Origin of the sequence: Mediterraneibacter sp. 210702-DFI.5.30 (assembly GCF_020560115.1) — a bacterium.
GTDB lineage: Bacteria > Bacillota > Clostridia > Lachnospirales > Lachnospiraceae > Mediterraneibacter > Mediterraneibacter faecis.
The window spans coordinates 61,531-88,425 of record NZ_JAJCME010000013.1 but is presented as its reverse complement, the minus strand read 5'-3'; the positions used below and the strand labels follow the sequence as shown (position 1 = coordinate 88,425).

22 protein-coding genes are annotated in these 26,895 nt (G+C 41.8%); all 22 read right to left on the bottom strand.

All coding sequences use genetic code 11. The annotated features are described in order from the left end of the window. Nucleotides 1-186 precede the first annotated feature (186 nt). A complete protein-coding gene (locus LI126_RS12475; RefSeq protein WP_227165508.1) occupies nucleotides 187-1,506 on the bottom strand; it encodes a sensor histidine kinase in 1,320 nt (439 codons plus the stop codon). A 24-nt stretch (nucleotides 1,507-1,530) separates the two neighbouring features. Beyond that, a complete protein-coding gene (locus tag LI126_RS12470) occupies nucleotides 1,531-2,205 on the bottom strand; it encodes a winged helix-turn-helix domain-containing protein (RefSeq protein WP_015529355.1) in 675 nt (224 codons plus the stop codon). 16 nt (nucleotides 2,206-2,221) lie between these two features. Further along, nucleotides 2,222-2,884 (bottom strand): phosphate signaling complex protein PhoU, encoded by a 663-nt coding sequence (phoU, locus tag LI126_RS12465; RefSeq protein ID WP_020435883.1) that lies wholly within the window; start codon nucleotides 2,882-2,884, stop codon nucleotides 2,222-2,224. Nucleotides 2,885-2,887: 3 nt separating this feature from the next. After that, nucleotides 2,888-3,658, bottom strand: a complete 771-nt coding sequence (pstB, locus tag LI126_RS12460; protein WP_015529353.1) for a phosphate ABC transporter ATP-binding protein PstB — start codon at nucleotides 3,656-3,658, stop codon at nucleotides 2,888-2,890. 86 nt (nucleotides 3,659-3,744) lie between these two features. Next, nucleotides 3,745-4,614, bottom strand: a complete 870-nt coding sequence (gene pstA, locus LI126_RS12455) for a phosphate ABC transporter permease PstA (protein ID WP_015529352.1) — start codon at nucleotides 4,612-4,614, stop codon at nucleotides 3,745-3,747. A gap of 14 nt (nucleotides 4,615-4,628) precedes the next feature. Next, entirely contained in the window at nucleotides 4,629-5,528 is a 900-nt protein-coding gene (gene pstC / locus LI126_RS12450) for a phosphate ABC transporter permease subunit PstC (protein WP_020435884.1), read from the bottom strand. 87 nt (nucleotides 5,529-5,615) lie between these two features. Next, nucleotides 5,616-6,530: a phosphate ABC transporter substrate-binding protein gene (locus LI126_RS12445; RefSeq protein WP_054753785.1), complete on the bottom strand. Its 915-nt coding sequence runs from the start codon at nucleotides 6,528-6,530 to the stop codon at nucleotides 5,616-5,618. 426 nt (nucleotides 6,531-6,956) lie between these two features. After that, nucleotides 6,957-7,439: a VanZ family protein gene (locus tag LI126_RS12440; RefSeq protein ID WP_227165507.1), complete on the bottom strand. Its 483-nt coding sequence runs from the start codon at nucleotides 7,437-7,439 to the stop codon at nucleotides 6,957-6,959. Nucleotides 7,440-7,533: 94 nt separating this feature from the next. Next, nucleotides 7,534-10,581, bottom strand: a complete 3,048-nt coding sequence (locus LI126_RS12435; protein ID WP_227165506.1) for a fucose pyrophosphorylase domain-containing protein — start codon at nucleotides 10,579-10,581, stop codon at nucleotides 7,534-7,536. A gap of 231 nt (nucleotides 10,582-10,812) precedes the next feature. Further along, entirely contained in the window at nucleotides 10,813-11,844 is a 1,032-nt protein-coding gene (locus tag LI126_RS12430) for an LCP family protein (protein WP_227165505.1), read from the bottom strand. A 290-nt stretch (nucleotides 11,845-12,134) separates the two neighbouring features. Further along, on the bottom strand, nucleotides 12,135-13,028 hold the full coding sequence (locus LI126_RS12425; protein WP_117499064.1) for a phosphatidylserine decarboxylase: 894 nt from the start codon (nucleotides 13,026-13,028) through the stop codon (nucleotides 12,135-12,137). Between the two features lie 11 nt (nucleotides 13,029-13,039). After that, nucleotides 13,040-13,663, bottom strand: a complete 624-nt coding sequence (locus tag LI126_RS12420; RefSeq protein ID WP_020435889.1) for a CDP-alcohol phosphatidyltransferase family protein — start codon at nucleotides 13,661-13,663, stop codon at nucleotides 13,040-13,042. A gap of 48 nt (nucleotides 13,664-13,711) precedes the next feature. Beyond that, nucleotides 13,712-14,746, bottom strand: coding sequence for a lysylphosphatidylglycerol synthase transmembrane domain-containing protein (locus LI126_RS12415; protein WP_055172924.1), 1,035 nt, complete (start codon nucleotides 14,744-14,746; stop codon nucleotides 13,712-13,714). Further along, nucleotides 14,736-15,488: a phosphatase PAP2 family protein gene (locus LI126_RS12410; RefSeq protein ID WP_227165504.1), complete on the bottom strand. Its 753-nt coding sequence runs from the start codon at nucleotides 15,486-15,488 to the stop codon at nucleotides 14,736-14,738. The genes LI126_RS12415 and LI126_RS12410 overlap by 11 nt, the downstream gene beginning before the upstream one ends. Before the next feature lie 134 nt (nucleotides 15,489-15,622). After that, entirely contained in the window at nucleotides 15,623-16,522 is a 900-nt protein-coding gene (gene era, locus LI126_RS12405; protein WP_015529342.1) for a GTPase Era, read from the bottom strand. A gap of 23 nt (nucleotides 16,523-16,545) precedes the next feature. Further along, nucleotides 16,546-19,470, bottom strand: a complete 2,925-nt coding sequence (locus LI126_RS12400) for an insulinase family protein (RefSeq protein WP_227165503.1) — start codon at nucleotides 19,468-19,470, stop codon at nucleotides 16,546-16,548. 169 nt (nucleotides 19,471-19,639) lie between these two features. Further along, a complete protein-coding gene (citG, locus tag LI126_RS12395) occupies nucleotides 19,640-20,533 on the bottom strand; it encodes a triphosphoribosyl-dephospho-CoA synthase CitG (RefSeq protein ID WP_227165502.1) in 894 nt (297 codons plus the stop codon). Then, the gene (gene citF, locus LI126_RS12390; protein WP_227165501.1) at nucleotides 20,530-22,098 is read right to left on the bottom strand and encodes a citrate lyase subunit alpha; all 1,569 of its coding nucleotides are present in this window, start codon (nucleotides 22,096-22,098) and stop codon (nucleotides 20,530-20,532) included. The genes citG and citF overlap by 4 nt, the downstream gene beginning before the upstream one ends. Before the next feature lies 1 nt (nucleotide 22,099). Then, nucleotides 22,100-22,999, bottom strand: a complete 900-nt coding sequence (locus LI126_RS12385) for an aldolase/citrate lyase family protein (RefSeq protein ID WP_227165500.1) — start codon at nucleotides 22,997-22,999, stop codon at nucleotides 22,100-22,102. Then, nucleotides 22,996-23,298 (bottom strand): citrate lyase acyl carrier protein, encoded by a 303-nt coding sequence (citD, locus tag LI126_RS12380; RefSeq protein ID WP_227165499.1) that lies wholly within the window; start codon nucleotides 23,296-23,298, stop codon nucleotides 22,996-22,998. The genes LI126_RS12385 and citD overlap by 4 nt, the downstream gene beginning before the upstream one ends. 52 nt (nucleotides 23,299-23,350) lie before the next feature. Beyond that, nucleotides 23,351-25,639 carry a hydratase gene (locus LI126_RS12375; RefSeq protein ID WP_227165498.1) on the bottom strand — a complete coding sequence of 763 codons (2,289 nt, stop codon included), beginning with the start codon at nucleotides 25,637-25,639 and terminating at the stop codon, nucleotides 23,351-23,353. Nucleotides 25,640-25,909: 270 nt separating this feature from the next. Continuing rightward, a complete protein-coding gene (locus LI126_RS12370) occupies nucleotides 25,910-26,836 on the bottom strand; it encodes a LysR family transcriptional regulator (protein ID WP_227165497.1) in 927 nt (308 codons plus the stop codon). Nucleotides 26,837-26,895: the final 59 nt, after the last annotated feature.

Here is a 26,895-nt window from a genome sequence, read left to right as displayed (position 1 = left end):
ACACGCATCCTCCGTGTCAATCAGCGGAGTGATTGACACGGGAGTGAACAGTAACGTAAAATCAGCCGCAGGGGATATTTTCCACTTGTTATATCTATCCTAGCACAACCTCTTGTTTGATTCAAGCAAAAACGCAGAAGAAAAGGAAGGTTTTCTTCCTCTTCTCCTGCGTAAAACAGCACTATTTTATTTCTCAGGAAATATAATCTCCATTCTTGTTCCTTTTCCGTACTCACTATCCACCTGAACTTTCGCCCCGTGCAGAATTGCTCCATGCTTCACGATCGACAGTCCAAGTCCTGTTCCCCCCCGTTCTTTCGAATGGCTCTTATCCACTCTGTAGAATCGTTCAAAGATTCTATCCTGATGTTCTTTTGGAATTCCGATCCCTGTATCACTCACGCGGACTTTCGGTCCTTCCAGTGTATTTCCTACCCAAATGGTTACATTTCCATTTTCTTTATTATACTTTACAGCATTTTCTGTAATGTTATAGATCATTTCATCCAGAATCTGACGGATTCCATGTATTTTCACAGATTCTCCTGTCAGTTCCATATGAATATTCCGCTGAACCGCTGTAAGAGAAAGACGACTGACAATTTCTCTCGTCAGTTCAAATAAATCTACATCTTCTTTCTCAAGCTCAACAGATTCGTCATCTAGCTTTGATATTTTAATAATATCTTCAATCAATGTCAAAAGCCGACGTGCCTCCTTATAAATTGTCTCAGAAAATCTCGGAATATCCTCCGGACGCACGAGTCCATTCATCATGATCTCTGCGTATCCGGAAATCGAAGTGAGCGGAGTTTTCAGCTCATGGGATACATTTGCAGAGAATTCTTTACGCATATTGGCCACAGCTTCTTTTTCTTTATTCTGCTTATCCATAGCTTCCAAAAGCGGGGTCATCTCCTCATATACAACATTATCCAATGGGTTTTCCAAATCCAGATGAATTACAGGTTCCATCAGTCTGTTTGTCTGCCATTTTGCAAGAAACCAGGCAAGTACAAGTCCAATGATTCCAATCCCTATAACCACCGGCAAAATATTTAATGAAGTCCACATCAGACTATCCATTGATTTTGAAACACGGAGAACGTTCCCATCATCCAGAAGAACCGCATAATAATACAATTCTTTGCTTACGGTATCTGACATACGGATCTTCTCGCCTGTCCCATTCTTCAAAGCCTGTTGTACTTCGGCTCTGGTCTTATGATTCTCCATCGTACTTCCATCATTTCTGGAATCATACAGAACATCTCCCGTAGATGCGATCAGCGTCACTCGCGTTCCCTGATCCACATCATCCAGCTGTGCAAGATACTCTGTTCCTGACAGATCGACTGCCCGTTTGATATACGCTGCTTCCTGTTTGATCTCACCCTCAAGGATCTTCAGGTTCCGCTGATACACAACAACAGACATGATCAGATATATCGGAACTAAAATTGCAATCAGTATAAACATCATGCTTTTCTGAATTCGTTTTCTCACTTTCTCATATCCTCCAGACTTGTATTACGCTTCTCCACCGATCCGATATCCAACACCACGAACTGTCTTGACCAGACTGCCCTGCTCACCTAACTTCTGGCGGAGTGTCCGGATATGAACATCAACCGTTCTCGTCTCTCCATCAAAATCATATCCCCAGATCTCTGTCAGTAGCTGGTCTCTTGTCAGCACGATTCCCTGATTGCGCATCAATTTCTCAAGAAGTTCAAATTCCTTCAATGTCAGCACAACTTGCTCGCCATCTACTTTTACTTCATGTTTCTTCGTATCTAAGCTGATTCCTCCAACAGAAAGTTTCGTCTTATCCTGTTGCTTTCCACTTCTGCGAAGCACTGCTTTGATTCTGGAAATCAGCTCCATCATACCAAATGGTTTCGTCACATAATCATCCGCACCGGAATCCAATCCCACTACCTTATCATACTCTGACCCCTTCGCTGTCACCATGATCACAGGGATATCCTTTGTCTTTGATGAATTTTTCAGTTTCTTAAGAATCTCAAGTCCATCTTCCCCTGGAAGCATAATATCAAGCAAAACAAGCTCTGGCGTGTCAAACGCCAAAGCCTCCATAAATGCTGTCCCGTCTGCGAATCCTCTGGCTTCCAGTCCGGTTGTCTCCAGAGTGTAGATTACAAGTTCGCGAATGTTATCGTCATCTTCTACACAAAAAATCATATATTTCTTTCTCCTTCTAATGCATTACAGCACTATCCTTATGCACTCCGGTAATTGCAAATTCTACCCACTCGGCAATATTTGTCGCATGGTCTCCGATTCGCTCAAGATACTTTGTAACCATGATAAAATCAAAGAGTTTTCTTCCATCACGACCATCACCCTCACGGATCAGCTGGATGATCTGATCCCGGATCTCATCAAAATAATCATCAATCTCATCATCATCATTCATGACTGTACGTGCAAGCTCCAGATCTTTCTCAACATATGCTGTTACACTGTTGCGAACCATTTTGCTTACGCCTGTTGCCATCGCTGTCAGCTTGTCAAGATTCTCATCCATCTTCTCCCACTTGGATGAAATGATGATCTCTGCGATATCAGAAGTCTGATCTCCGATTCGCTCCATATCTGTGATCATCTTAAGTGCTGCTGAGATTCTTCTGAGGTCTCTTGCGACCGGCTGCTGCTGGAGCAGAAGCTTCAGACAAAGTCTCTCGATATCTTTTTCAATCTGATCGATCTCTTCATCTTCTTTGATCACAATCTTAGCCTGTTCCGTGTTACCTTCCTTTAATGCCTGAGTTACCTTTGCAATTGCTGTTTCACACAACTCACCCATATGTGTAAGCTGTGTATCCAAAAGATGCAGCTGCATATCATATCTGTTACGCATAAATCAACCAAACCTCCCTGTGATGTAATCCTCTGTTCTCTTATCTTCAGGAATGGAGAACAATTTCTCAGTGTCATTATACTCAATCACTTCTCCTAAGAGGAAAAATGCTGTGTTATCCGATACACGGACTGCCTGCTGCATATTATGCGTTACCATAACGATAGTATAATCTTTTTTCAGTTCCATCGCAAGGTCTTCAATCTTAGATGTTGAGATTGGATCCAGTGCGGATGTCGGCTCATCCATCAGAATTACTTCCGGCTCAACTGCCAGTGTTCTTGCGATACAAAGTCTCTGCTGCTGTCCACCGGAAAGTCCGAGCGCACTTTTATTCAGACGGTCTTTGAGTTCATCCCAAATCGCTGCCTGACGAAGGCTTCGCTCAACGATCTCATCCAGCTGAGATTTTTTCTTGATTCCGGCAATTCTCGGTCCGTAAGCCACATTGTCATACACACTCTTTGGAAATGGATTTGGCTGCTGAAATACCATTCCAACACGATGACGCAGTGTGATCTCGTCCATTTCCTTGAAAATGTCCTTACCGTCGAGCAGAACATTTCCATCAATCTTACAATTTTCCACCAGATCATTCATACGGTTCAGTGTCTTCAGAAATGTAGATTTTCCACATCCGGAAGGTCCGATAAATGCAGTGATCTTATTCGCCTCGATCTTCATATTCACATCTTTGAGTGCATGGAAGTCTCCATAATGAAGATTCAGATGGCTGATATCAAATTTATAATCATTTGCTTTTTTTGCTTCCATTTTTATTAATTATCCTTTCTACATGCCAGTCAACGAAATGATTGACATAGAAATTATCAGTTGGCTTCCTCTTTCATTTTCTGTCTTTAGTTTCCTGAATTCTTCTTATTAATGTGTCGGCTCAATGCATTTGCGCCAATGCTGAACAGCAGAACAAGAATCATCAGGATTGCTGCTGACAGGTTTGCAAGATTCGGATCCTGTCCATTGATCTGAAGTCCCCAGATCTGCAATGACAATGTCTCTGCCGGACGGAAAATATTCAGCGGGCAGGTTGGGGATGTCAGATTCCAGTTGTTCCAGCGCAGATCTGTTCCTGATCCTGTTGTATACAGAAGTGCTGCCGCCTCACCAAATCCTCTTCCTGCTGCCAGGATGACACCTGTCATGATTCTTGGGATACACGCCGGGATCAACACATGATAAATGGACTGCCATCTTGTTGCTCCAAGTCCAAGACTTGCCTGCAGGTAATGTCCCGGCAGACCATTGATCGCGTCCTCTGTCGTTGTTGTGATAACTGGGATCGCCAGAATAGAAACTGATAATGCTCCCGCGAGAAGACTCTTTCCAAGTCCGAAAAACACAAGAAATACCAGATATCCAAACAATCCAACAACAATGGACGGAAGCGAAGAAAGTGTCTCAATACAGATTCTTAGAAATTTTGTAAGAAATCCTTTCTTCGCATACATTGCCAAATAGATTCCGGCTGTCACTCCAAGCGGAATGGAGAATAACAACGAAATAAATACTAGATAAATTGTATTGAACAACTGGTTTCCGATGCTTCCTTTTCTCGCAAAGGCAAACATCTCCGGTGTTGCTCCTGTAAATCCTTTGATAATTACATAAGATGCAAATCCAATCAATAATGTAAAGAAGAACACTGCGATCAGATAAAACACGCCGGTCATTATTTGATTTATTCCACGCGCACGTTGTACTCGATTCATCTATTTGCTCCCCCTTACTCTTTGTCTTTCTTCGGTCTTGAAAAATAATGGATCAGCAGGATGAATAACAGAGATAATAAGAACAATAACAATGCCATTGTCCAGAGTGCTGTCTTCATCTCACCGCCCTCCGTTGCATTTCCCATCTGTGCTGCGATTTCTGTAGTCAAACTCTTTGTTGTGGAGAATAATCCCTTTGGAAGAGCTGTTGTCTGTCCAATTACCATTGCAACCGCAAGTGCCTCACCGAATGCTCTCGCAAGTCCGAGAATAATTCCTGAAAGAATTCCTGAACCTGCTGCCGGAATGACAACTTTATAAATGGACTGCCATCTTGTAGAACCCAGTCCGTAGGCTGCCATACGGTAATCTTTTGGCACAGAATGAATGGAATCTGCTGCCACATTACTGATGGTTGGGAAGATCATCAGTGCCAAAACAATCCCTGCCGCAAGAACTGAATGTCCAACTTGTAAATGAAATACTTTCTTAATTGCCGGAATCAGGACTGTAAGTCCAACCCATCCATAAACAACTGATGGAATTCCTGCGAAAATTTCAACGATTGGTCTGTAAAACTTTTCTCCGAATTTCGGCGCGATCTCAATCATAAAGATTGCAGAACCTACTGCAAATGGAGTCGCGATCAGAAGTGCCAGACCACATGTACATAGAGAACCCACGATAAAGATCAATGCTCCGACAGTTCCACCCCCCTGTGCATTATCTTCCGGGTTCCAGTCTGTCGATCCTAAGAATTCAAATATGGAATGACCAAATATCGTAAATGTACCGGATCCCTTATATATAAGAAAGGCTCCGATACAGATTGTGATGGCAATAACAAGCAAACCGCCCGCTGTCATCAGTCCTCTCCATGCATACTCTTTTGTAAACATGTTTTGTTTCTTCATATTTTCACCTTTTATCAGTGAAATGTACTGCTGTTCTGATTTTTCCCGGAACACACAGTACATTTCATAGCTTTTCACTTTATGCTATTAGTGCTCTGTTACAGTCATCTTAGATGCAACACCATAACCAAGTTTCTCCATCTGAGCGCCATATTCATCACCTGTGATATAATCAAGGAATGCTTTTGTCACTTCATTTGGTTCACCCTTTGTGTACATATGCTCGAATGTCCATACAGGATATTTTCCGCTGTAAGTATTCTCAAGTGTTGGCTCAACATCATCAATTGCTACTGTCTCAACACCTGCATCTCCTGTCAGATAAGAAAGTGCTACATAACCGATTGCTCCGTTTGTACTCTTTACATTTGTAAGAAGAACTCCGGAATCATCTGTTTCCATGGATGTGTTAGAAGCTTCTTCGTTTCCGTCCAGTGCATATTTCTGGAATGTTGCTCTTGTTCCTGAAGACTCAGGACGTGTTACAAGAACGATATCCTCATCCGGTCCTCCAACATCTTTCCAGTTTGTTGTCTTTCCTGTGAAGATGGAGATTAACTGCTCTTTTGTAAGACTCTTAACACCTGCTTCTGCAACATCTTTGTTTACGATCGGTGCCATAGTTACAACACATACCTGATGATCTACAAGCTCTTTTGCTGCTGTCTCATCCAGTTTATCTTCTGCTGCCACATCAGAGTTACCGATATCTACAGTTCCTTCTGATACCTGCTTCAGTCCTTCTCCTGAACCGCCTGCATCGATTGTGATAGATACATCCGGATGATCATTTAGAAACGAATCTGCTGCATCATCAGCAAGTGGTTTCAGTGCTGATGAACCGGCTGCTGTGATTGTTCCGCTTAATGAGCTGTCACTGCTCTCTGTATTTGTATCTGCTGCATTATCTGAAGTTTCGTTTGATGAACTTCCACATCCAACTGCCATTGTTGCTGTCATACCTGCTACTGTAAGTAATGCTATAAACTTTTTCATTTTCATGTCAATTATCTCCTTTACATTTCATACACATTTCTAATCCCACTGCATTTTCTTTTTTTATTTTCTGCAGCCATTTATGCTTCCCTCAAGCACAGTACATATGTTACGTAAGAAATGTAAAGTCTGAAATCAACCAAATGTTAAGTTTATGTAAAACAACAACGGGTGTTTTTTCGGATTTGTGCAGATCCTAAACGGAGTATTTTTTGTATATCATGAAAACACTTTCCTGATATACAAAAAAGAGAGGCCTCTCAACCTCTCTCACAAATCATCTCTTTATCTGAAGCAAACACATAAGGACTACGCCCAGAATCAGACCACCGAGAAAACAGACAATATATCCAAGAACCACCTTTCGATTTCCCCTTTCACCGCTTGTCTTCCTGATGTCATTATATGAAGCTTTCTGCGAAAATATTCCTTCTAATCTTCAAGTGTTCCCCTTGCCCAACGAATCAGCCATAGAATACTCCAGGTCAGCAACACTCCCATGATCACACCGACAATATTGATTCCTGCTTCATCCCACTGACAGTGTCTTCCTACGATCAGAACCTTGTGTGCCTCATCTGCAATTGCCAGGATCGTACAAAGTCCGAATACCGCACACGCCGCTTTCCAGGCTTTCATCACATTCTTCATTGCCAGAACCAATAATCCTGATTCTATGAAATAAACGATAAAGTGTGCCCATTTTCTCAGATACATATGCACATAATCCACACTGTCCTGTGGAAAAAAGTGCTGTTGGATCCATTCTGCCATCGGCAGACTGGTTGCTGCTGTCTGTGGTCCATTCTGGCTGGACAAAACCAGAAGAAGGATCAGCCAAATGATTGCCGGCAAAAATGAGATCATCGTCAATTTCCTGTTCTTCGCTCTATTCGTTTTCTTATTGCTCTTCAAAAATCTACTCCTAACTGATATACTGCTTTCTTTTTCGCTCATTATACCATGTAGAAATTCTTTGTCAAATTTCATTTCTTGTCTTACTTATACGTTAAACAAGTAATTCGCAATCCCATACATCTACGCCACTGTCCTGGAACACGCCATGCAGACGTTCATGCAGCTGCTCCTTTGTCACATCTTTCTTTAGAATCACCTGAATGAATCCGCCTCCACCGGCTCCTGATATAAACTTCCCATCGATCAGGTCTTCACATACAAGAAGGATCTGATCGATACAGGTATTGGTTGTACCGGCATCCAACATACAGGATAATTCCCAATGTTGGTTTAAAAGCTCAGCAAATTCGTCAATATCTCCCTGCTCCAGTGCAAAACGCATTAACACGGCGATTGCCTTCATCTCCTTTAATGCCTTCAATGATTCTGGTCTGCTTCCGATATAGCCACCAACCACATCACGCAGCAGATTTCTTGCGAGACGCCTCTGACCAGTATAAATCAATGCGAAACGTTCTTTCAGTTCTTTCTTTCCCTCTTCCGGCATTTCTATCTTCTCTACAACAAGATTCTGGGCAATCCCCGGTTTTGTTGAGATCAGTTTAATTCCTTCTGTCAGTCCGCCAACCTGATCCTGCCATCCGCCTCCGGTACTCATGATCTGCTCCATACCAAGGACAACATCATAGATCTCTGCATCTGTACGCTCCTGACCAAGAAATTCAAAGATTCCCTTTACGCACGCTCCTGATAAGATACTGCTTGTTCCAAGTCCTGATCCTTTCGGTACTCCATAAACCTGGGTAGAAAGATAGATTCCTCCTCCCATCCGCTTTAAAATCTCCTGAAGATCTGCTTCTTCCCTGACCGGGATAATTCCACAGGCGATCAAAGCTGCTTTATGCAGTGCAAATGAATCATATGGATTATGACAATCCTGGATCTCAGCTGCACTGTCTACCGTTGTATAGACTCCGATATCCTTACTTTCAAATTCCACATGAAGCTCATCTAATCTCTTCACCGTGATCTGTACCGGATAGATTCCTCTTAATTTCATTGCAGCATTAAGAACTACTCCACCCTTTTCATTACAATGTGGTGGTGTATCCGTCCAGCCTCCGCCCCAGTTCACGCGGACCGGAAGGGCGATATCAACCTGATCTTTTACAATTCTATATCCTGCACTATCCGGAAGTTTCTTCTCTGCTTCTTCATAAATCACCTCCTGGATTGTTCCAAAACAGTCATTCTCAAGTGCATCATAATGCAGATCATCATAAATCGTTCTTGTCTTTTTCATATAACAGGAGACTGCATGATAGATTCGAATCTTCAATGAGAAATCTGCTTCTGCCGCATCTTCCATCAGTAACTTAAAGATTTCTTTCGATATTCCACGCTTTCCAAATATCTTGAGTGCATCCGCATAATACATTCCCTGCTCCAGTTTTCTGATGAAACACCTTGCAAGAATACGGTTTTCAAGAAACCTCTCCTGATCACAGGATGCCTCAATATCTGCTGCATTAAAACTGGAATAGAGGCTCATGCGTTCAGTCTCACGCCATCTGGAAATCTCTTCTTTTGTTGCAGTACCATGTGCCATCTTGTAAATGATTTCAGCCATATCAAGTGCATCTTCCCAGTCATCACACACCGGATAAAGATCTGCAAACCACAGATAGGTCTCTTCTCCTTTCCAGAGTTCTTCTTTCGTCACTTTATTCTGAGCCATAAACTGATTCAATGTCGTGCCGAGAAATGAAACCTCTCCCGGATATTTTCCTTTCGGATTATCTGGTACACCATAAATCCTGATTACTTTTTTCCCACCTGTCAGTTCAATTCCGTGCATAACAATCTGTTCCGGAATCTTCCGGTCCATAATGCGCACATGGGAAAGAACGGTTCCGTCGCCGACCTCAGAATTGCCAAGAATATAACAATTCTCCAGATATGCTTCTTTTCCTATCTTCGCACGGCTTCCTACATAAGCATTATGCGCTGCAAATCCTTCTTTTTGCACTGCTGAATTCACCTGCATCTTCCAATCCAGGAACTCGTAATCCTGCACATCTTTTGTTACAAGACTTCTCAATTCCCTTGTTGTTCCGAAATGAATAAATTCCGCCGGTGACAGACACAACAGCTTCATTGAGAAATGATGGATCGCATTCCAGATCTGTGTCCTGCATTCATGCAGTGCCTCATTGAGCTGTCCTTCTGCTGCCTCTTTATAGAAATCTTCTAATGTAGAATCATTTGCAAGCGGATATAAAAAGTCTCCATAAAAGCTGATCCTTGCTTCTTCATTACAAAACTGACGGAATTTCTTCTCGTCTACTTTGCCCTCTGTTGAAATCAGACGGAACAGTGCCTGCAACAGTGCGCTGCCAAACAATACCGCACCTGTATCAAGATCTACATTTCCTGCTTTATTAACAGCTCCCATCTCTCGCAGACGCTCTTCTGTCTGTTTATGAAGAAAACACTTTACATAATCATGTCCGTCATTCAGAAATACGCCATGATTCTTTCCTGTAGCTACCGGCTCTTTAATGGAAATTGCTGCCGCTCCGTCAAACTGCGCATCAATCTGAAGTGGATTAAACAGAAGCAATACATCACCTGACAAAACAAGCATTCCTTCCTGAATCCTGGATGGAACCCCTGACATCCCTACAATAAACTCATCAAACAAAGTGGAACTTCTTCCATCCGGCAATTCTCTTGGAACCGGTGAGAAAAGCTTGCCGATTGCAGAATACTGCGGCACTCTCTTGCTGTCACCACCTGAATGAATCACAAGAATTCTACGATTCTTAAAAGGATTCTCTCTCTCCGGTTCCTGTTCTGCAATATAACGCATCACCTGAAATGTAGCTCCTCCTGATCCCACACGTTTTCCCTCCGGATCCGGAAGAACCGCATACGTTGTCTCTTCCGGAAGAAGACCTTTTTCCAGACGGTTCTCGATCTGATTCCGATAAGCCGTTGCCTGTGCTTCATTTGATGCTGTCAATATAATATAATCCCATTTGATAAAGCTTTTTTTCTTTAAACTTCTTTCATAATCTTCCCAGGAATCCAGATAGGACTGACGCAGGAAGAGATTATTCATCTTCTCGTATTTCATTTCTTACCCCTTATCTACCTTTTTCTTATCTTAGTTAAACGTTCAAATAACATCCAATGCTAGGATAACACACATTTTATAAAATTGAAAGTAATTGCAACCCGAGTAGACGTTTTTCTATATCAGAACAGTAACCAGAACATGACTTTTTCATATACAAAAAAGAGCTGTAAAAAACGAGCTTATCCTCTATTTCTCACAACTCTTTTCAAAAATCAGTTTAAAATGCTCTTATTGCTGTGTAAAATCATTATTCGCTGTCGGCGCTACTGCGCTTTCCTGAGCACTGATCGACTGAACTGTCTCAGAAGGTGTATACGTTTCTGTCGGATACAAAAATGTATGCATCTGTGTACTCATGTCATTCAGTGTAACCGGAACTTCATAGAACACACCATCAATCTTACCGGAATAGAATACCTTTGGAAATGCATCCATTGCTTCCACCTTGTATTCTGTGATTGTACTTAAAAGACGAAGCACTTCGCTCTCTAAATAATTTGTATTAATTTTATCAAGCATGCTCTTGGCAATATCGATCTTTTTCGCTTTGTCAAGCTCCTGTGCTTTTGAGAAAATCTTAAAGAGAACTGTTCTCTGTCTTTCACTTCTCTTATAATCTCCTCCTTCTGTATAACGGATACGGCTAAATGCAACCGCCTGTGTTCCGTCTAATGTATAAGTACCGGCTTCTGTAATGTGTGCAGAAGATGTTCCCCTGATTCCATTAAGCTCATCAATATAACCGTTGATATACTTTGTTTCTTCTTCTGTAATGTCCTGCTCGATTCCACCCATATCATCAACCAGTTCTGCAACATTCATGAAGTTAACTGTAATATATTTCTGAATATCCAGATCAAAGTTTGTATTTAATGTATCCATTGCAAGCTCCGGTCCTCCGAAAGAGTGTGCATGTGTGATCTTATCCAGACCATGACCTTCAATCTGTACATAACAATCTCTATAGACAGAAGCAATATACACTTTTTTATTTGTATTATCTACATTTACCACCATCAGGGAGTCTGATCTTGTTCCCTTACCAAGATTATTTTCCCTGGAGTCAACTCCAAAAATAGCAAATGTCTCCTGATTAACTTCCGGCTCTTCTTCTACTTCTTCCGGCTCTTCTTCCTTTTGCACTACCTGCTTTGTCTCTTTCTTTGGCTCTTCCTTTTCTTTCTTCTTTCCACAACCGGAAAAAGAAGCAACTGCAAGTGCAACAATCAAAAGAACTGCAAGTATTCTTCTCTTTTTCACCTGAATTTTCCTCCTTCTCTCTGTCTTATCTCCATATTGATACGAAAAAGTTTCTCGTTACTGTTCACACGATGTGCGACCAGCAACGCATCTCGCCATTTTAAATCGCCTTTGGCGATGAGGCGAGATGCATTCAAGCCAAAACATGCCTCCTCTGTGTCAATCAGCGGAGTGATTGACACGGGAGTGAACAGTAACAGTTTCTCTGCATATTTGCAAAAAATGGCTGTGTTTCATCAACAAACACAGCCATTTTAGCACACTTTATTTTAGAAAGCTATAGAAAATCCTCAGTTCTCGCCCGAAAACGGTTCTTTCTGACATTTTTCACCAATTTTCTCCCCCATCTTTATCAATGTCTCTGCACCGGTTGCACTGTTTCTCACCAGATCTTCATCCGTCTGCACTTTTCCCGGCTCTGTCAAAAGAACGACTGTAGACCCGCCAAACTCGAACATTCCTTTTTCTTCTCCCCGGTGTACAACAGATACTTTCTTTTTATGATTCTTAATCCGTCCAACCATAAGAGCACCGACTTCCATCTGCAAAACGGTTCCCAGTTCTTCTGTCTGTACAAGACAATATTCCCTTGTATTCATCTTGTAAATCGGAGCATAGTCATTTGCCACCGGATTTACTGTATGGAATACTCCTCTGATCTTTCGCTGTGCAGATTTCACACCATCTGCCACATAACAATATCTGTGGTAGTCATCTACCGTGAGACGGATTATATAAGCTGTTCCACCTTCATAGCGTTTCGCAAGCTTTTCATCCTTCAGAAGACTACGGACTGTATACTGTGTCTGTTTGATAAGAAAAAGTCCATCCCTTTGAATCGGACAAACTGTCACTTTCCCGTCACAAGGACTGATCAGCACTTCTTTTCTTCCGTCAATCGGACGTTCCTCCACTAAAATCTTACGCGTAAAAAAGTCATTATAAGAAGAATAATGTTTCTTTTCATAGATTGACAGATCAATCTGATTCTTTCTGACAAACGATGGAATCAACAGCCTGGACACTCTGCTGTCCAGCACTTTTCCGCCAAGTCGGGATACCCCGGATCCAAGCAATGGTTTCAACATCATTCTTGTCAATGTATGTCCATAGATATATTCCAGGAATCTGTCCTGCCCTGTTGTTTTCTCCATCCTGTTTCCGTTTCTGTCTGCATAAATCATAATCTCTCCTCTTACATGAATCTTCGTCTCAATGTCCAGACTACTGCAACCGCTACTACTCCGACTAATGCAGAAAGTGTCTTATTCCCCGGCTTTTTTAATTTGAAATCCATAACAAACAGAAGTCCTACAAGAAGAACCATCGCATGCAGTGCAATTCTGAAATCACAGTGCAAAAATGGGCGAAGCACAACAAGAATCGGTAATGCGATCGACATGGATGTGATCGGCAATCCCTGATAACACTTTCTGTTCTCTGTTGTCTCATCCTGTCGGCACTCTTCTGTTACATTAAACCATGCCAGACGGATCAATCCTGCCAACACATAAAACATAAGAATAAGAACACCGACAATCCCATTCATTCCCATACAATAACAGATGATCGCCGGTCCAACTCCAAAACAGACAATGTCGCACAGTGAATCAATCTGGATTCCAAAACGTTTCTCTATTTCTGTTCTATCCTTCTTTGTTCTTGCAATCTTCCCATCAAACATATCACACAGACCAGACAATGCAAGACACAATACTGCAAGATCCAGATGTCCATTCAATGACAGCATCATCCCACCAATTGAAATCCACAGACTGATATATGTAAGTATAACTGTGTAATCATAAACACCTAACATTTTATTTCCCCCTTGCTTTTATTCTTATCAGAATAACCATCCTTTTATTTATGCTTTCTTCCTTAAGTTTCTTCCTATTGTAAAATTCGCCACGATCGTAAAAATTGCACTGATCAATAATTCTGTATAATATCCAAGTCCTCTGCTTAAGATCATTCCCGGGATCAAAAGTGCACTTCCAAAAACTGGTTCAAAAATCATCGAAAACAGTTTTTCACTGATTCCCATCCCCCCCGGCAGTGGCAGCATATCCACAGAAACGGAAATCACAGACTGCAGAAGAATAATCACGAATGCATTCGTTCCGGACAGTCCAAATGCCTTATATACAAACCAGGTTGCTGTAAACAGTGCGAACCTCTGAAATAATGTGATTGCAAATACATTGACCAGTACCATTATATGATCTTTCAGATAAACCGCTGTTGTATGATACTGATCCATCGATGCATTCAGTTTCTCAATTCTTGTACTTTTATATCGCATCAGATGCATTTTTTCCAGCAGTTCCATCCCTTTTACAAGAATAGAACGCGCAAGCACCGGATGAAATACAAGGAGCAGCATAGAAGCCACACAAAATACATTTAGGCCTGTTCCAAGATAAAAAATATGACGGATATTATACATATGTGTTCTGATGAATCCCCTGCCGAAGATCATAAGTCCAAGACCGATCACAACGAGAACCATTTTATAGGTAATCGTGACAATCATCAATACAAGCGTTGATACCGGGATTGGAATTTTCTCTTTCTTCATATAATAAATCTGCGCCGGCTGTCCTCCTGTTGCGGATGGTGTGATACAGCTGAAAAAGAATCCTACAGAGGAAAACAAGAAACATTTCCATTTCTTTAGATGAATACCAAGCGTATGCATCATATAAAATATAATAATTGACTCTCCCCAGATAAAGATAATCACACAGGCAACACCCGGAAGCAACCAGTATGAATTCACTGTTTTCAGAATTTCTGCAATCTCACTTAAATCCTCCCCATGGAATACTCCATAGATTGTTGCCGCAAAGACAAGAAAGAGAAAAAGTACATTAAATATCATTTTCTTTTTATTTTCCATTTTCTCCTCCTGCTTTACGAACCAGATTTCTGTAAATTTTCCATCCGTTTGTCCGGCAGCTCACAAACCAGGTCAGCTCCGCTACCGCAACTCCACCGATCACATCCACAATTACATGCTGTTTTGTTACAAGCGTAGAAACAAAGACCAACACTGCGATCATTACAGATACGATCTTATACCACCCCGGTACTTTTTTATCTCCCCTGATTCCAATACAACAGAACCAGCTTGCCATACAATGGATTGATGGAAATAAATTCACCGGTTTATCAATCTGATATAAAAAACGCATGCCCTGAACAAAAATTCCGTTTCCGACAAGTTCTGGTCTTACATTTGTTGTCGGATAAAACACAAAAAACAGAAAACAAATGATTCTTGCATACAAATCAGCCGTAAAGAATCTGTATTTTATCTCTTCCTCCCGCAATGATACAAGCAGATAATTAATCACCCAGAAAATGTAACATCCAAAATAAACAAGAATAAATGCCGGGATCAATGGGATCTTTGCATCTAATGCAAGTGACAGGTTATGGTACTCACCGGTATCTGTCAATCTCGGTGCTCCCCAGTAGACAGCTGAATTCACCAGAAAAACAATTACTGGCGGGAGTAAGATTTCTATTATTCTCTTTCTGTCCAAATCCCCTGTCCTTTGTCTCACTTCTTGTTTTCTCCATTCTTTTCCCATTTTATGATGTAACCGGATTGCTCCATTGCTATGCAATTCCCGCAATCATCATTGTATCCCACTTTTTCATAATAACAATAGGCTTTGGCATTTATTAAAGAAAAAAGTGCCATTCTTTAAGGAACAGCACTTTTTTCTTTAGAATATCTTCAGAATTTACTGCAAATGCATTTCAAGGCTTACATCTCGTCTTCCCTGTATCCAAAATTTTTCATCATATAATCACTGTCTCTCCAGTTCTTCTGAACCTTCACCCACAGCTTCAAATTTACTTTGCAATCCAGCAAACGCTCGATCTCAAATCTTGCAGTACTTCCGATTTTTTTCAGCATACTTCCCTGCTTTCCGATGATGATCCCTTTATGGGAATCTCTCTCGCAGATGATTGTAGCATCAATATGACACACTTTGTGGTTCATCTTCATCTGATCGATTGCTACTGCGATTCCATGAGGGATCTCCTCATTCAAGCTGTGCAATGCTTTCTCGCGGATAATCTCTGCCACGATCTGGCGCTCCGGCTGGTCTGTGATTGTATCTTCATCATAGAACTGCGGTCCGTATGGAAGATATTTCATAATTACATTTACAAGCTCATCCGTATTATCGCCTCTTCTTGCAGATACCGGAACGATTTCTGCAAAATCACATTCCTTGCGATATGCATCAATAAAAGTAAGAACCTCTTCCTTCTTCACCATATCAACTTTATTGATAACAAGAATAACCGGTGTCTTTACCTTCTTTAACTGCTCAATAATATGCTTCTCACCTGCACCGATAAATGTAGATGGCTCTACAAGCCAAAGTACAACATCCACTTCATTCAAAGAACGTTCTGCAATATTCACCATATACTCACCAAGTTTATTCTTTGCTTTGTGAATTCCCGGTGTATCTACGAACACAATCTGACCTTCCTCTGTTGTCAGAACAGTCTGGATACGGTTTCTTGTTGTCTGTGGTTTATTTGATGTGATCGCGATTTTCTGTCCGATCAGACGATTCATCAAAGTAGATTTTCCAACATTTGGTCTTCCGATCAGTGTGACAAATCCTGATTTAAAATTATCCTGCATGCTTTTTCCTTTCTTTTTCCATCTTAAAGTGTCTTTATTTCAAGGAACATCTCTTTCTGCTCCTCAATCTTCTCTTCACTTCCGATCACGCAAAGTTCATGTGCATCAAGTAATGCTTGAAGTACATCGGCAAGTGCACGGATGTCTGACTGCTGTGCATCAAGGATCTGATTTCTCTCTTCCCTGATCATCTCAGCAGATACATGGTTCATATAAAGATTCATTGATCTGCTTCCCTTTGCTGCCGGATTCATCGGACGATCGATATTACTGATCGTTCCGATAATAAACTTGTTCATGTCTCTGTCATCTACATTGAAGTTCTTCAGATAATCCACAACTCCTTCGTAGATTTCCATTGTCTTCTCCAGATTCGGGTCACGGTAAGATACCAGATATCCCTCTCCAATACGATTGAAGCTGCTCATGCATCCGTAAGCTCCGCCTTTCACACGGACATTCTGCCACAGATAATCATAGCTCAAGATGACTTTCAGAATCTGAAGGGCTCCTGTATACTCAACACCACGGTCGATAAAGTTACCTGTTCTTGCAACATACTGAACTTTTGAAGATGTCTTGAATCCCTCGTTGCGTTTTACACAATGAAGAATGCATGGTGTCTCTGCTTCCTTTTCCTCTGTATGAAGTGTGTCTGCAATCTTTGCAAATGCTTCTTCCATCGGTGCAAGACCATCCGCTGATGAAGTATAACTGATGATCAGATTATCCTTGCGGAAAATCTGCTGTGCAATCTGTCTTAAGTTTGCAATCAGTTCTGCTTTCTTCTCCTCAAAGTTTTCCTCCAGTTCCTTTACAACCTCATAGTAACCGATTCCATCTGTATCATCTTTGAACTTCGCCATCGGTGAAGTATAAGACAGAGAGCGAAGGGCTGCTGTCGTATGTCCGGATGACAGGAAGGACATCTGCAGTCTAGATTTGAGCATTGCTAAGATCTCTTTTAGACGCTTCTCATCCCCAAGATCAGATTCCATCAGAATCTCACGCATCATAGAGAACAGAACATCCATCTTCGGATACAGCGCTTTACCTTTGATTTCAAATGTCGCACGGAATTCTTTCTCCTTTACCTTTGTTACGTCTGTGTAAAGCTCAAGAGAAGTTCCGATTCCTCCTGTGTGTACATTGATCTCATTAAATAATTCACTGTATTCATAATTCTTTGTATTAATAATTCCAAGCACACTCTGCAGAATGCTGATATATGGAAGTTTCTCTTCCGGAATACCGGACAGGTCAAACAAAAGCGCTGTGTATCCAATTCCATTTGTCTCAACTTCATGGTGTACCAGCTTCACTCCGCTTGTCTCAAGCTCTTTATTATAAATCGGTGCAATCTCTCTGGAAATATCTTCGCGTCCAAGTACAGGAATCTTCGCCAAATCTTCCGGTGCCGACTCTTCTTCCTGATATTCTTCCAACTCTTTCGTTGCTTTCACAAGTGCATCGATTTCTTCTTTTGACAAACTGTCTTTGTATGCCTGAAGCTTATCTGCAAGTTCCTTATCCATTCTTGCAGTACGTCCACGCTCCGGCTTAATGATCACGATAGAACCATGTGTATTATCCAGGAGATATTTCTGGATCAGTTCTTCAAAGTATCCTGTCTCCACCTGTTCTTTCAAGAATTCAAATGTCGGAATTGCCTGCATGTGGATAAATGGTTTCGTCTCATCATACAGCCAGCTGTCAAACAACTGAAGACCATACATCAATCCACGCGGATAATTTCCGAAATCAGCCTCGCGGAAACGGAATTCATGATAGTTGATTCCGGCACGAAGTGCTTTCTTATTGATTCCATTTTTCACAATATCTTTCAATGTATCTTCAATTACACGAACGAATTCTTCCTTCTGCTCTACATTCGCATTCTTAGAAATCACAGAGAAGATCGGCTGATAAACTCCGTTGTCATAAGATCCTGAGATATCCTTGCCGACCCCAGCATCCAGAAGTGCTTTCTTCAGCGGTGCGCCCGGTGCGGACAGAAGTGCGTAATCCAGAATCTCAAATGCCAGATACAGTTTCTCATCCAGTGTAGTACCAATCACTTTATTATAAGAAAGATAGGTGTTATCCTCCTTACTCTCTTCACTTGCGATGGAATACTCCTGAACGACTTCCTTCATCTCTGTAAATGGCTTCTGCAGATGAATCTCTGAATCCACCGGTTCATTCTCAAAATCTGACAAATACTTCTCGTCAAGCCATCTTAATTTCTCTTCCATATTCATATCACCATACAGATAAATATAGCTGTTAGATGGATGATAATACTTTCTATGGAAATTTAAAAATTGCTCATAAGTAAGTCCCGGAATCACCTCCGGGTCTCCACCGGACTCTACGGAATACGTATTATCCGGGAACAGAGAGTTCAGAACCACGCGGTCAAGCACACCTTCCGGAGAAGAGAATGCTCCTTTCATCTCGTTGTATACAACACCGCTGATTGTCAGCTCTCCATCTGGATCATCCAGCTTATAGCTCCATCCTTCCTGGCGGAATGTCTTGTCATGCTGATAGATATTCGGATAAAATACCGCATCCATATAGACATGCATCAGATTCTGGAAATCCTTGTCATTGCAGCTTGCCACCGGATATACTGTCTTGTCCGGATAAGTCATCGCATTCAAAAATGTATTCAGAGAACCTTTCACAAGCTCAACAAACGGATCCTTCACCGGGAATTCTTTCGATCCGCACAGAACAGAATGTTCCATAATGTGTGGAACTCCTGTACTGTCTGACGGTGGTGTACGGAATCCAATTGTAAACACCTTGTTCTCATCATCATTTTCCATAAGAAGCACTCGTGCTCCGCTTTTCTTATGCTTCAGAAGTGTCCCCTTTGACTTCAGATCAGATAAATCTTCTGTCTGGAGCACTTCATATGCATTCAAATCATATATACTCATTCTTTTTCTCCTGCCTGTTTTCTTTCTGTTATGGGGAACCGCATGCGATGCGGTATAAATCATTTTACCAGTCTCTAGTATATCCGATTTCAACCATAAATACAAGAAAAGCCAGCGGAAAGAGTGCTTTACATCTTTTCCACTAGCTTTTTAGATTTATTCTATAGTTTTACTTTGCAATTCCATTCATCAGCAGCACAAAAAAGATTCCGGCTGCCAGAAGATCCGCACAGCCACCTGCACTAATATTTCTGCAAATATAATCTGCGTCCATCTGGCATAGCTCGTACAGGGCATTCTCCCTGTAAGCACCTCCATTTTTCAGAAACTCTCCTGCCTCCTGATGGACTGCCCGAAGCGTCTCCTGATTATGTCTGGCAAGAATATTGGAGTCCTCTACTTTGCTCATCAATGTCAACAGAGTCTGGAGTTTCACCCGGTTCCAGTCATGATTTGCTGCAATCCCTTCAAGAAGCGTTGGCAAAGCCAGAGTTATTATGGCTGGATAACCCTGGACCGCTTCCCCACGGATGCCCGCAGTGCCATACTGAATCAGATTTTTCTCTCCATTACTTGATGCCGTTCTGGCATTAATCTCAGAAATTTCCTTTTTCAGGACATTTGATGTCATTTCTCTCTGCATCTGGAACAAATCAGAAAGAGTATAAGAATTCTTTCCAGATGCCGCACATCTTCCGGCGGCTGCACAGAAGATTCCCAACGTAAAAATCAGACCCTTGTGTGTATTCACTCCACCAGTTGCCTGATACATGGCAGTTTCCGCCAGAATCCCTGTTTTTCTGATCTCATGAAACAAATCTTCCGGGGAACATTGCAGCAAATATCCCTGTTCAGCCATACGGATAAAATAAGGCCGCAGTGCTTCCGCACTCTTTTCAAATGTGTGGAGATCCATATCCGTGTGTGCTCCGTTTGAATACACATCTACCAATCCCGGTTTTGGAGTTGTATAAACTTCTTCCAGCAAGGCGCTCCAGGCTTTCGTCCCGATTTCAACAGCAACAGGACAAACTACCGGTTCAACCGACTGATTTCCATTCATTTTGCAGCCTCTGAGAATTCAAATTCTTTCACTTCACGGACAACATCCATGATTGTTCCATCACGGCTCTCAATAATTCCTACCACGCGGTCACCAAACTGGACTTTTTCCGGTTCTCCTGCGATAGAGTATGCAATATCACGAAGTTCCTCAATTGTCTTAAATGGAAGATCTACATCCTTCATGGCTTCGATCAGATCCTGGCGTCTCGGGTTAATCGCAATACCATAATCTGTAATAACTACATCTACACTTTCTCCCGGTGTTGTTACTGTTGTAACATCGGTACAAATTGCTGGAGTCCTTCCCTGAAGAAGCGGTGCGATCACAATTGCACACTTGGCACCTGCTGCAGTATCAGGATGTCCTCCCTGGGCTCCTGTGATCATTCCATCAGATCCCACAACAACATTACAGTTAAAGTTCACATCCACTTCCAGTGCCGCAAGAATAACAAAATCAAGCTTATTTACAACAGCTCCTTTATTAAACGGATCTGCATACTGACCTGCACTAATTCTGAAATGCTTCAGATTTTTTACAGATTCTACCGCTGCCAGATCAAAGTCCTGGGTATCGAGCAGGCAGTCTACCTGATCGTTGATCAGTAGATCACACATTGGCTTTGTAAGCCCACCGACTCCAAAACGCATACGGACGTTTTTCTCTTTCATTTCCTTGGCAAGAGAGATTGTAGAAGCAATGGATGCACCACCGACTCCGGTCTGATAAGAGAATCCATCCTTAAAATACGGAGAATTTACTACAAATTTTGTACAATAATCTGCCATCATCAGTTTTCTCTGATCTGTGGTTGGTTTTGCTGCTCCTGTGGCAATTTTCTTCGGATCTCCGATTGCATCCACTTCCACCACGTAATCGACTCTTGTCATACTGATATGCGCCGGGAAGTTCGGAAATGGAACAAGGCAGTCTGTGATTGCTACGACTTTATTTGCATGCAGTGCGTCAACCATTGCATAAGATAACACACCACAGTCGCTCTTACCACCGATTCCACGGCAGTTTCCATAATCATCACAAGTTGGTGCTCCGATAAATGCAATATCGATCTGATTTTCTCCTGTTACAAGGGAACGGACACGACCACCGTGGGACTGCATCACTGCGAGTCCTTTCAGTTTTCCATGGGAAATTGCCTCTCCGATTTTCCCCCTTACTCCAGAAGAATAGATATTTGTGATCGTTCCATCTTCAATATATGGCACAATCGGATCATGAGCTTTTCCAAGAGAGCTTGCACATATCGTAATGTCCTTGATTCCCATATCATGGATTTCTTTCATTACCATGTTGACTACATAATCACCCTCACGGAAATGATGATGGAAGCTGACCGTCATTCCGTCTTTAATTCCACATTTTACAAGGACATCGTGGATGCTGTCCACCAGCTTGCTTCCGTTGGAGTTGATCACACTGGTTGTCAGAGGACCATGTTTGCGGTATGTATAACCGTCAAAATGATGTACTCCCTGAAATACTTCTTTCCCGGTTTTTTCGAGTATTTCTTCCGGGATTTCTCTTCCTACTGCATTAATCATCTTATAAATCCCCCTTATATACGCCTGAAGCCTTTGCAAGCTCGATTGTTCTCTTTGCGCCATCATAGAACGCAATGTCAATCATCTTGCCATCTACTGTAAATACACCAATGCCCTTTGCTTTCTTATCATCAATCTCACGGACAACTTTTTCTGCAAAAATAATATCTTTCTGGGATGGTGTGAAGATTTCATGTACGATATCAATTTGTCTCGGATTAATGATTGATTTTCCATCAAATCCCATCAGATGAATTGTCTGAACATCCTGTTTAAAGCCTTCCATATTGTCAAGATCTGTATATACAGTATCAAAGCACTGCACCCCAGCTGCTCTTGCGGCAATCACCATGTTCTGTCTTGCTCCCATCAGCTCGATACCGGTTCCTGTAATATGCGTCTGAAGATCCTTTGTGTAATCTCCACCTGAAAGTGCAATACCAAACAGTCTGTCAGATGCTTCGCAGATATCAAGTGCACGCATCACACCGCGGGCGGATTCGATTGCTGCCATAATCAGTACGCTTCCTTCTTCTCTTTCAAAATCTTTTTCTGCCTGGATTACTTCTTCTTCAACCACCTTCACATCCTGAGCGGACTCTGTTTTGGGAATACGGATTGCATCACATCCACCGGCAACTGCACAACGAATGTCTTCTTTCCAGTAAGGGGTATCCAGACCATTGATTCTGACCACGCGCTCACATCCATGGTAATCAATCGTCTTTAACGCATGATAGAGTGAAAATCTTGCTGCATCTTTCTGGTTTTCTGCCACTGCATCTTCCAGGTCAAGCATAATAGAATCTGGTTTATAAATGTAAGGATCCTTGATCAATCCAGGTTTCTGTGCATTTAAAAACATCATCGTTCTTCTCAGTCGTTTTTTATTCGGGTTCATTCTCTGATTGCACCTCCCCATGGTAAATTCTCTGTCTGTCCGACAGAACGGTATACTGCTGCTTCAATTCTTGCTCTGATCGTGCAGTCAAGTGCACCTTTATCTACAATTGTGAGTCTGACATCATTTACCCCAAGATGTTCCAGCGTCTCATATGCAACCTTTCTTATCTGGTTTCCATACTGGTTGATCACTGCACTTTCCAGTGAAAAGTCAATGCTTCCTTCTCCGACTTCTACTGTCACCTGACAGTCACTGGATTCCAATGTTCCCGCTACGGCAGGTTTTTTAATTTCCACTTTCCTTTCCTCCATTTCATCAAACCATTTCTCTGTTTCATAGATTTTTTCATTATTTTCTACGCGCTCTGTTATAATTGATCAGACATCCTGCTTTTACAATCTTTCTTTCATCCGGTGTCATATCTGCAACATACAGTGAGATTTCCTTTGCAACTCCATCTTTGATCACATAGGCTTTCACGTCTTTCATATCACCATCTAATACCTGGCGGACTCCCGGAACGAAAATGTAATCGCCAACTTCAAATTCCGGCTCTTCTTTCATCTGGAACGGAATCATTCCCCAGTTCATCACATTGGAGCGGTATCTCTTTGTCGCATATTCTTTTGTGATATTGGCAAGTCCACCAATCACTCTCTGACAGCTTGCCGCCTGCTCTCTTGCAGAACCATCCCCCGGTTTTACCGCATAGATCATGCTTCCTGTCTCTGTCTCTTCCGGACTGATTTCGCTCTGTCCCGGAAGTGTACGGATCACATCATAAACTGCTGTCAATTCCGGATAAATCTCTGTGAGTTTTTCACCTGCAATTCTGGATTTTTCAATCTTATCCACTTCTTTAGATCGTCCAACATATTCAGGATCTCTTCTTGAAAGTGTAAATTCAGCCAGTCCAAGCGGATTGGAGCGATAAGAAGAAGTCTCTCCGGATGGGATCAGCTCATCTGTTGTTGTTACAGGATCCATGATCTTCGAGCATACTTTCAGGAGAATATTATCTGTCAGTTGGCTCATTTCTGGCCAGTCCTTGATATTTGGTCCGTAAACCAGTTCTTTTTCTGTTTCACCTTTCTGGTATCCGTAATAGATACGGTTCTGATATACAGTATCATCAAATGTATATTCCGGTACCTCTCCCCAGCAGTCGAATTCTTCTGCTGATGTAAGGAATCCCTGATTTGCTGCTGTTGCCGCAATAGAACGTGCATCCATAAGTGCAACTGCAGACATCTGTCCGTTTCCTGGTTTGGATCCTTCTCTGTTTGGGAAGTTTCTGGTTGTATGACGGATACTGAGGCCATTGTTGCACGGAGTATCACCTGCTCCGAAACATGGTCCACAGAATGCCGTACGGATAATTGCTCCTGCTTCCATCAGATCAGCAGTAATTCCCTTTCTTGCCAGATTGATAAATACCGGTTGGGAAGAAGGATATACTGCAAGTGAGAAGTCTCCGTTTCCGCAGTTCTTTCCTCTGAGGACATTGGCTGCCTCAACCACATTCGTGTAATTTCCGCCTGCACATCCTGCAATAACTCCCTGCTGGACTTTCAGTCTTCCATCAATGATCTTATCCGTCAGAGTGTAATTCGCTCTTCCATTTCCAACGTGCGCAGCTTCTTTTTCTACTTCTCTTAAGATATCCTCAAGATTTGCATTCAGCTCGTCAATCTCATAAGTATTGCTTGGATGAAACGGCAGGGCGATCATTGGTTTTACTGTACTCAAGTCTACATAGACACAGCCATCATAATATGCTACATCTGCCGGATTCAGTTCTTTGTATTCTTCTCCTCTTCCGTGAAGTGTCAGAAACGCTTTCGTATCTTCGTCTGTTCTCCAGACAGATGACAGGCAGGTTGTCTCTGTTGTCATAACATCAATACCGTTTCTGTAATCTGTTGTCATAGTCGAAACTCCAGGTCCGACAAATTCCATTACTTTATTTTTCACATATCCGTTTTTAAATACAGCTCCGATGATCGCCAGAGCTATATCCTGTGGACCTACCCACGGATTCGGTTTTCCGTCAAGATAAATTGCAATGACTTCCGGTCTGTTGACATCATATGTATCACAGAGCAGCTGCTTTACAAGTTCTCCACCGCCTTCTCCGATCGCCATTGTTCCAAGTGCTCCGTATCTTGTATGGGAGTCTGATCCGAGGATCATCTTTCCGCATCCTGCAAACATCTCTCTCATATACTGATGGATAACTGCAATATGTGGCGGAACATAAATTCCGCCGTATTTCTTTGCTGCAGAAAGTCCAAACATATGGTCATCTTCATTGATAGTTCCGCCAACTGCACAAAGAGAGTTGTGGCAGTTCGTCAGCACATATGGGATTGGGAACTTTTCCATGCCTGAAGCTTTTGCTGTCTGGATGATTCCTACAAATGTGATATCGTGAGATGCCATTGCATCGAACTTAATCTTTAACTTTTCCATATTTCCAGAAGTGTTATGTGCTTCCATAATGGAATATGCAATAGTTCCTTTTCTTGCCTCTTCCTTACAGACGCTCTTTCCTGTAAGTGCTTCCGCCTGCGCCTGTTCCTCTGCGATTTCATTTCCATTGATCAGATAGACACCTTTGTCATATAACCTAACCATTGTGTTTCCTCCTTGAATGAAATTTGTTTCTGTATCTCTTATACAGAAGTTACTTGTTTAATTTCGTTTTAGATTTGACATTTCCTGATTTCAGTATATGATTCCGCGCTATCAAAATCAAATATATAAAACCGTAGTTTATTATCGGTTTTTCCGATATTATTTGTACAGTGCTAATATACATTCTCGCAGAGAGTAAAAAGACTGCCGCGTAAACATAAAGAAGCCAGAATCCCCCTTCTAACGAGTTCTTCTGACTTCTTTTGCACTCTAGCTCATGGCAAAATATTCATTATTAGTATATACTTCACGAATCACTTTTTCCAGTTCTCTTGCTCCCTTGGACTGATACTCATCTGCCGGATATGCAATTCCAAGATCCAGAAAAACTCCCTTTTCTCCAATTCTAAGATATCTGATATCATCATATTCTTCCGCACAGGACTGATACGTAAATGCAAGTCCGAGCCCTTCTCGCGCCATTGACACTGCCATCGCTGCTGAAATATCATTGTGATCTGCTTTAAATTTCAGCTTTTGTTCTGTAAACATTTTTCGGCTGAAACTTCCAAGGATTGTATCATATCCACTCATGATCATTTTATATTCTGCCGCTTCTTTCAAACTGATCCAGTAATTATCCGTATCCTTTATCTGATGCATCTTTTCTGTGATCGGATGATCTTTATTGGCCGCAAGCAGGATTTCATCCTTCTTCAGTGTCTCCACATTACTTTTCAGCTTTGTTACCGGCATTGCAACAATTGCAATGTCAAGCTTTCCTTCTAATAGAAGCTCTTCCAGTTTCATGCTGTGTGCTTCCACAACTTCTACCTTTATTTTCGGATAGATTTCCTGAAATTTCTTTAAAACTTTTGGAAGCATACGACGGCCACGAAATGAACTGATCCCGAGAATCACCTTGCCTGCTGCAAGATTTTCATTATCCCAGAGCTGATTCTTTGCTCTTTGATACTCCAGTAATATTTCACTTGCATGATCAATAAAACATTTTCCACTGTAAGTCGGAGTAATTCCCTTTGATGTTCTCACAAAAAGTTTCGTCCCGAGTTCCGACTCAAACTGATGTAAGAACTGACTCAATGAAGACTGTGCCATATAAAGTCGCTCTGCCGCGCGGGAAATACTTTCCTCTTCTGCCAATGTCACCAAATATACAAGTTCTTTCATTTCCATTTTATGTCCTCCTTTTATCATCCCCTTATTGTTCACAGCATAGTTGCAAGCAGTAACGT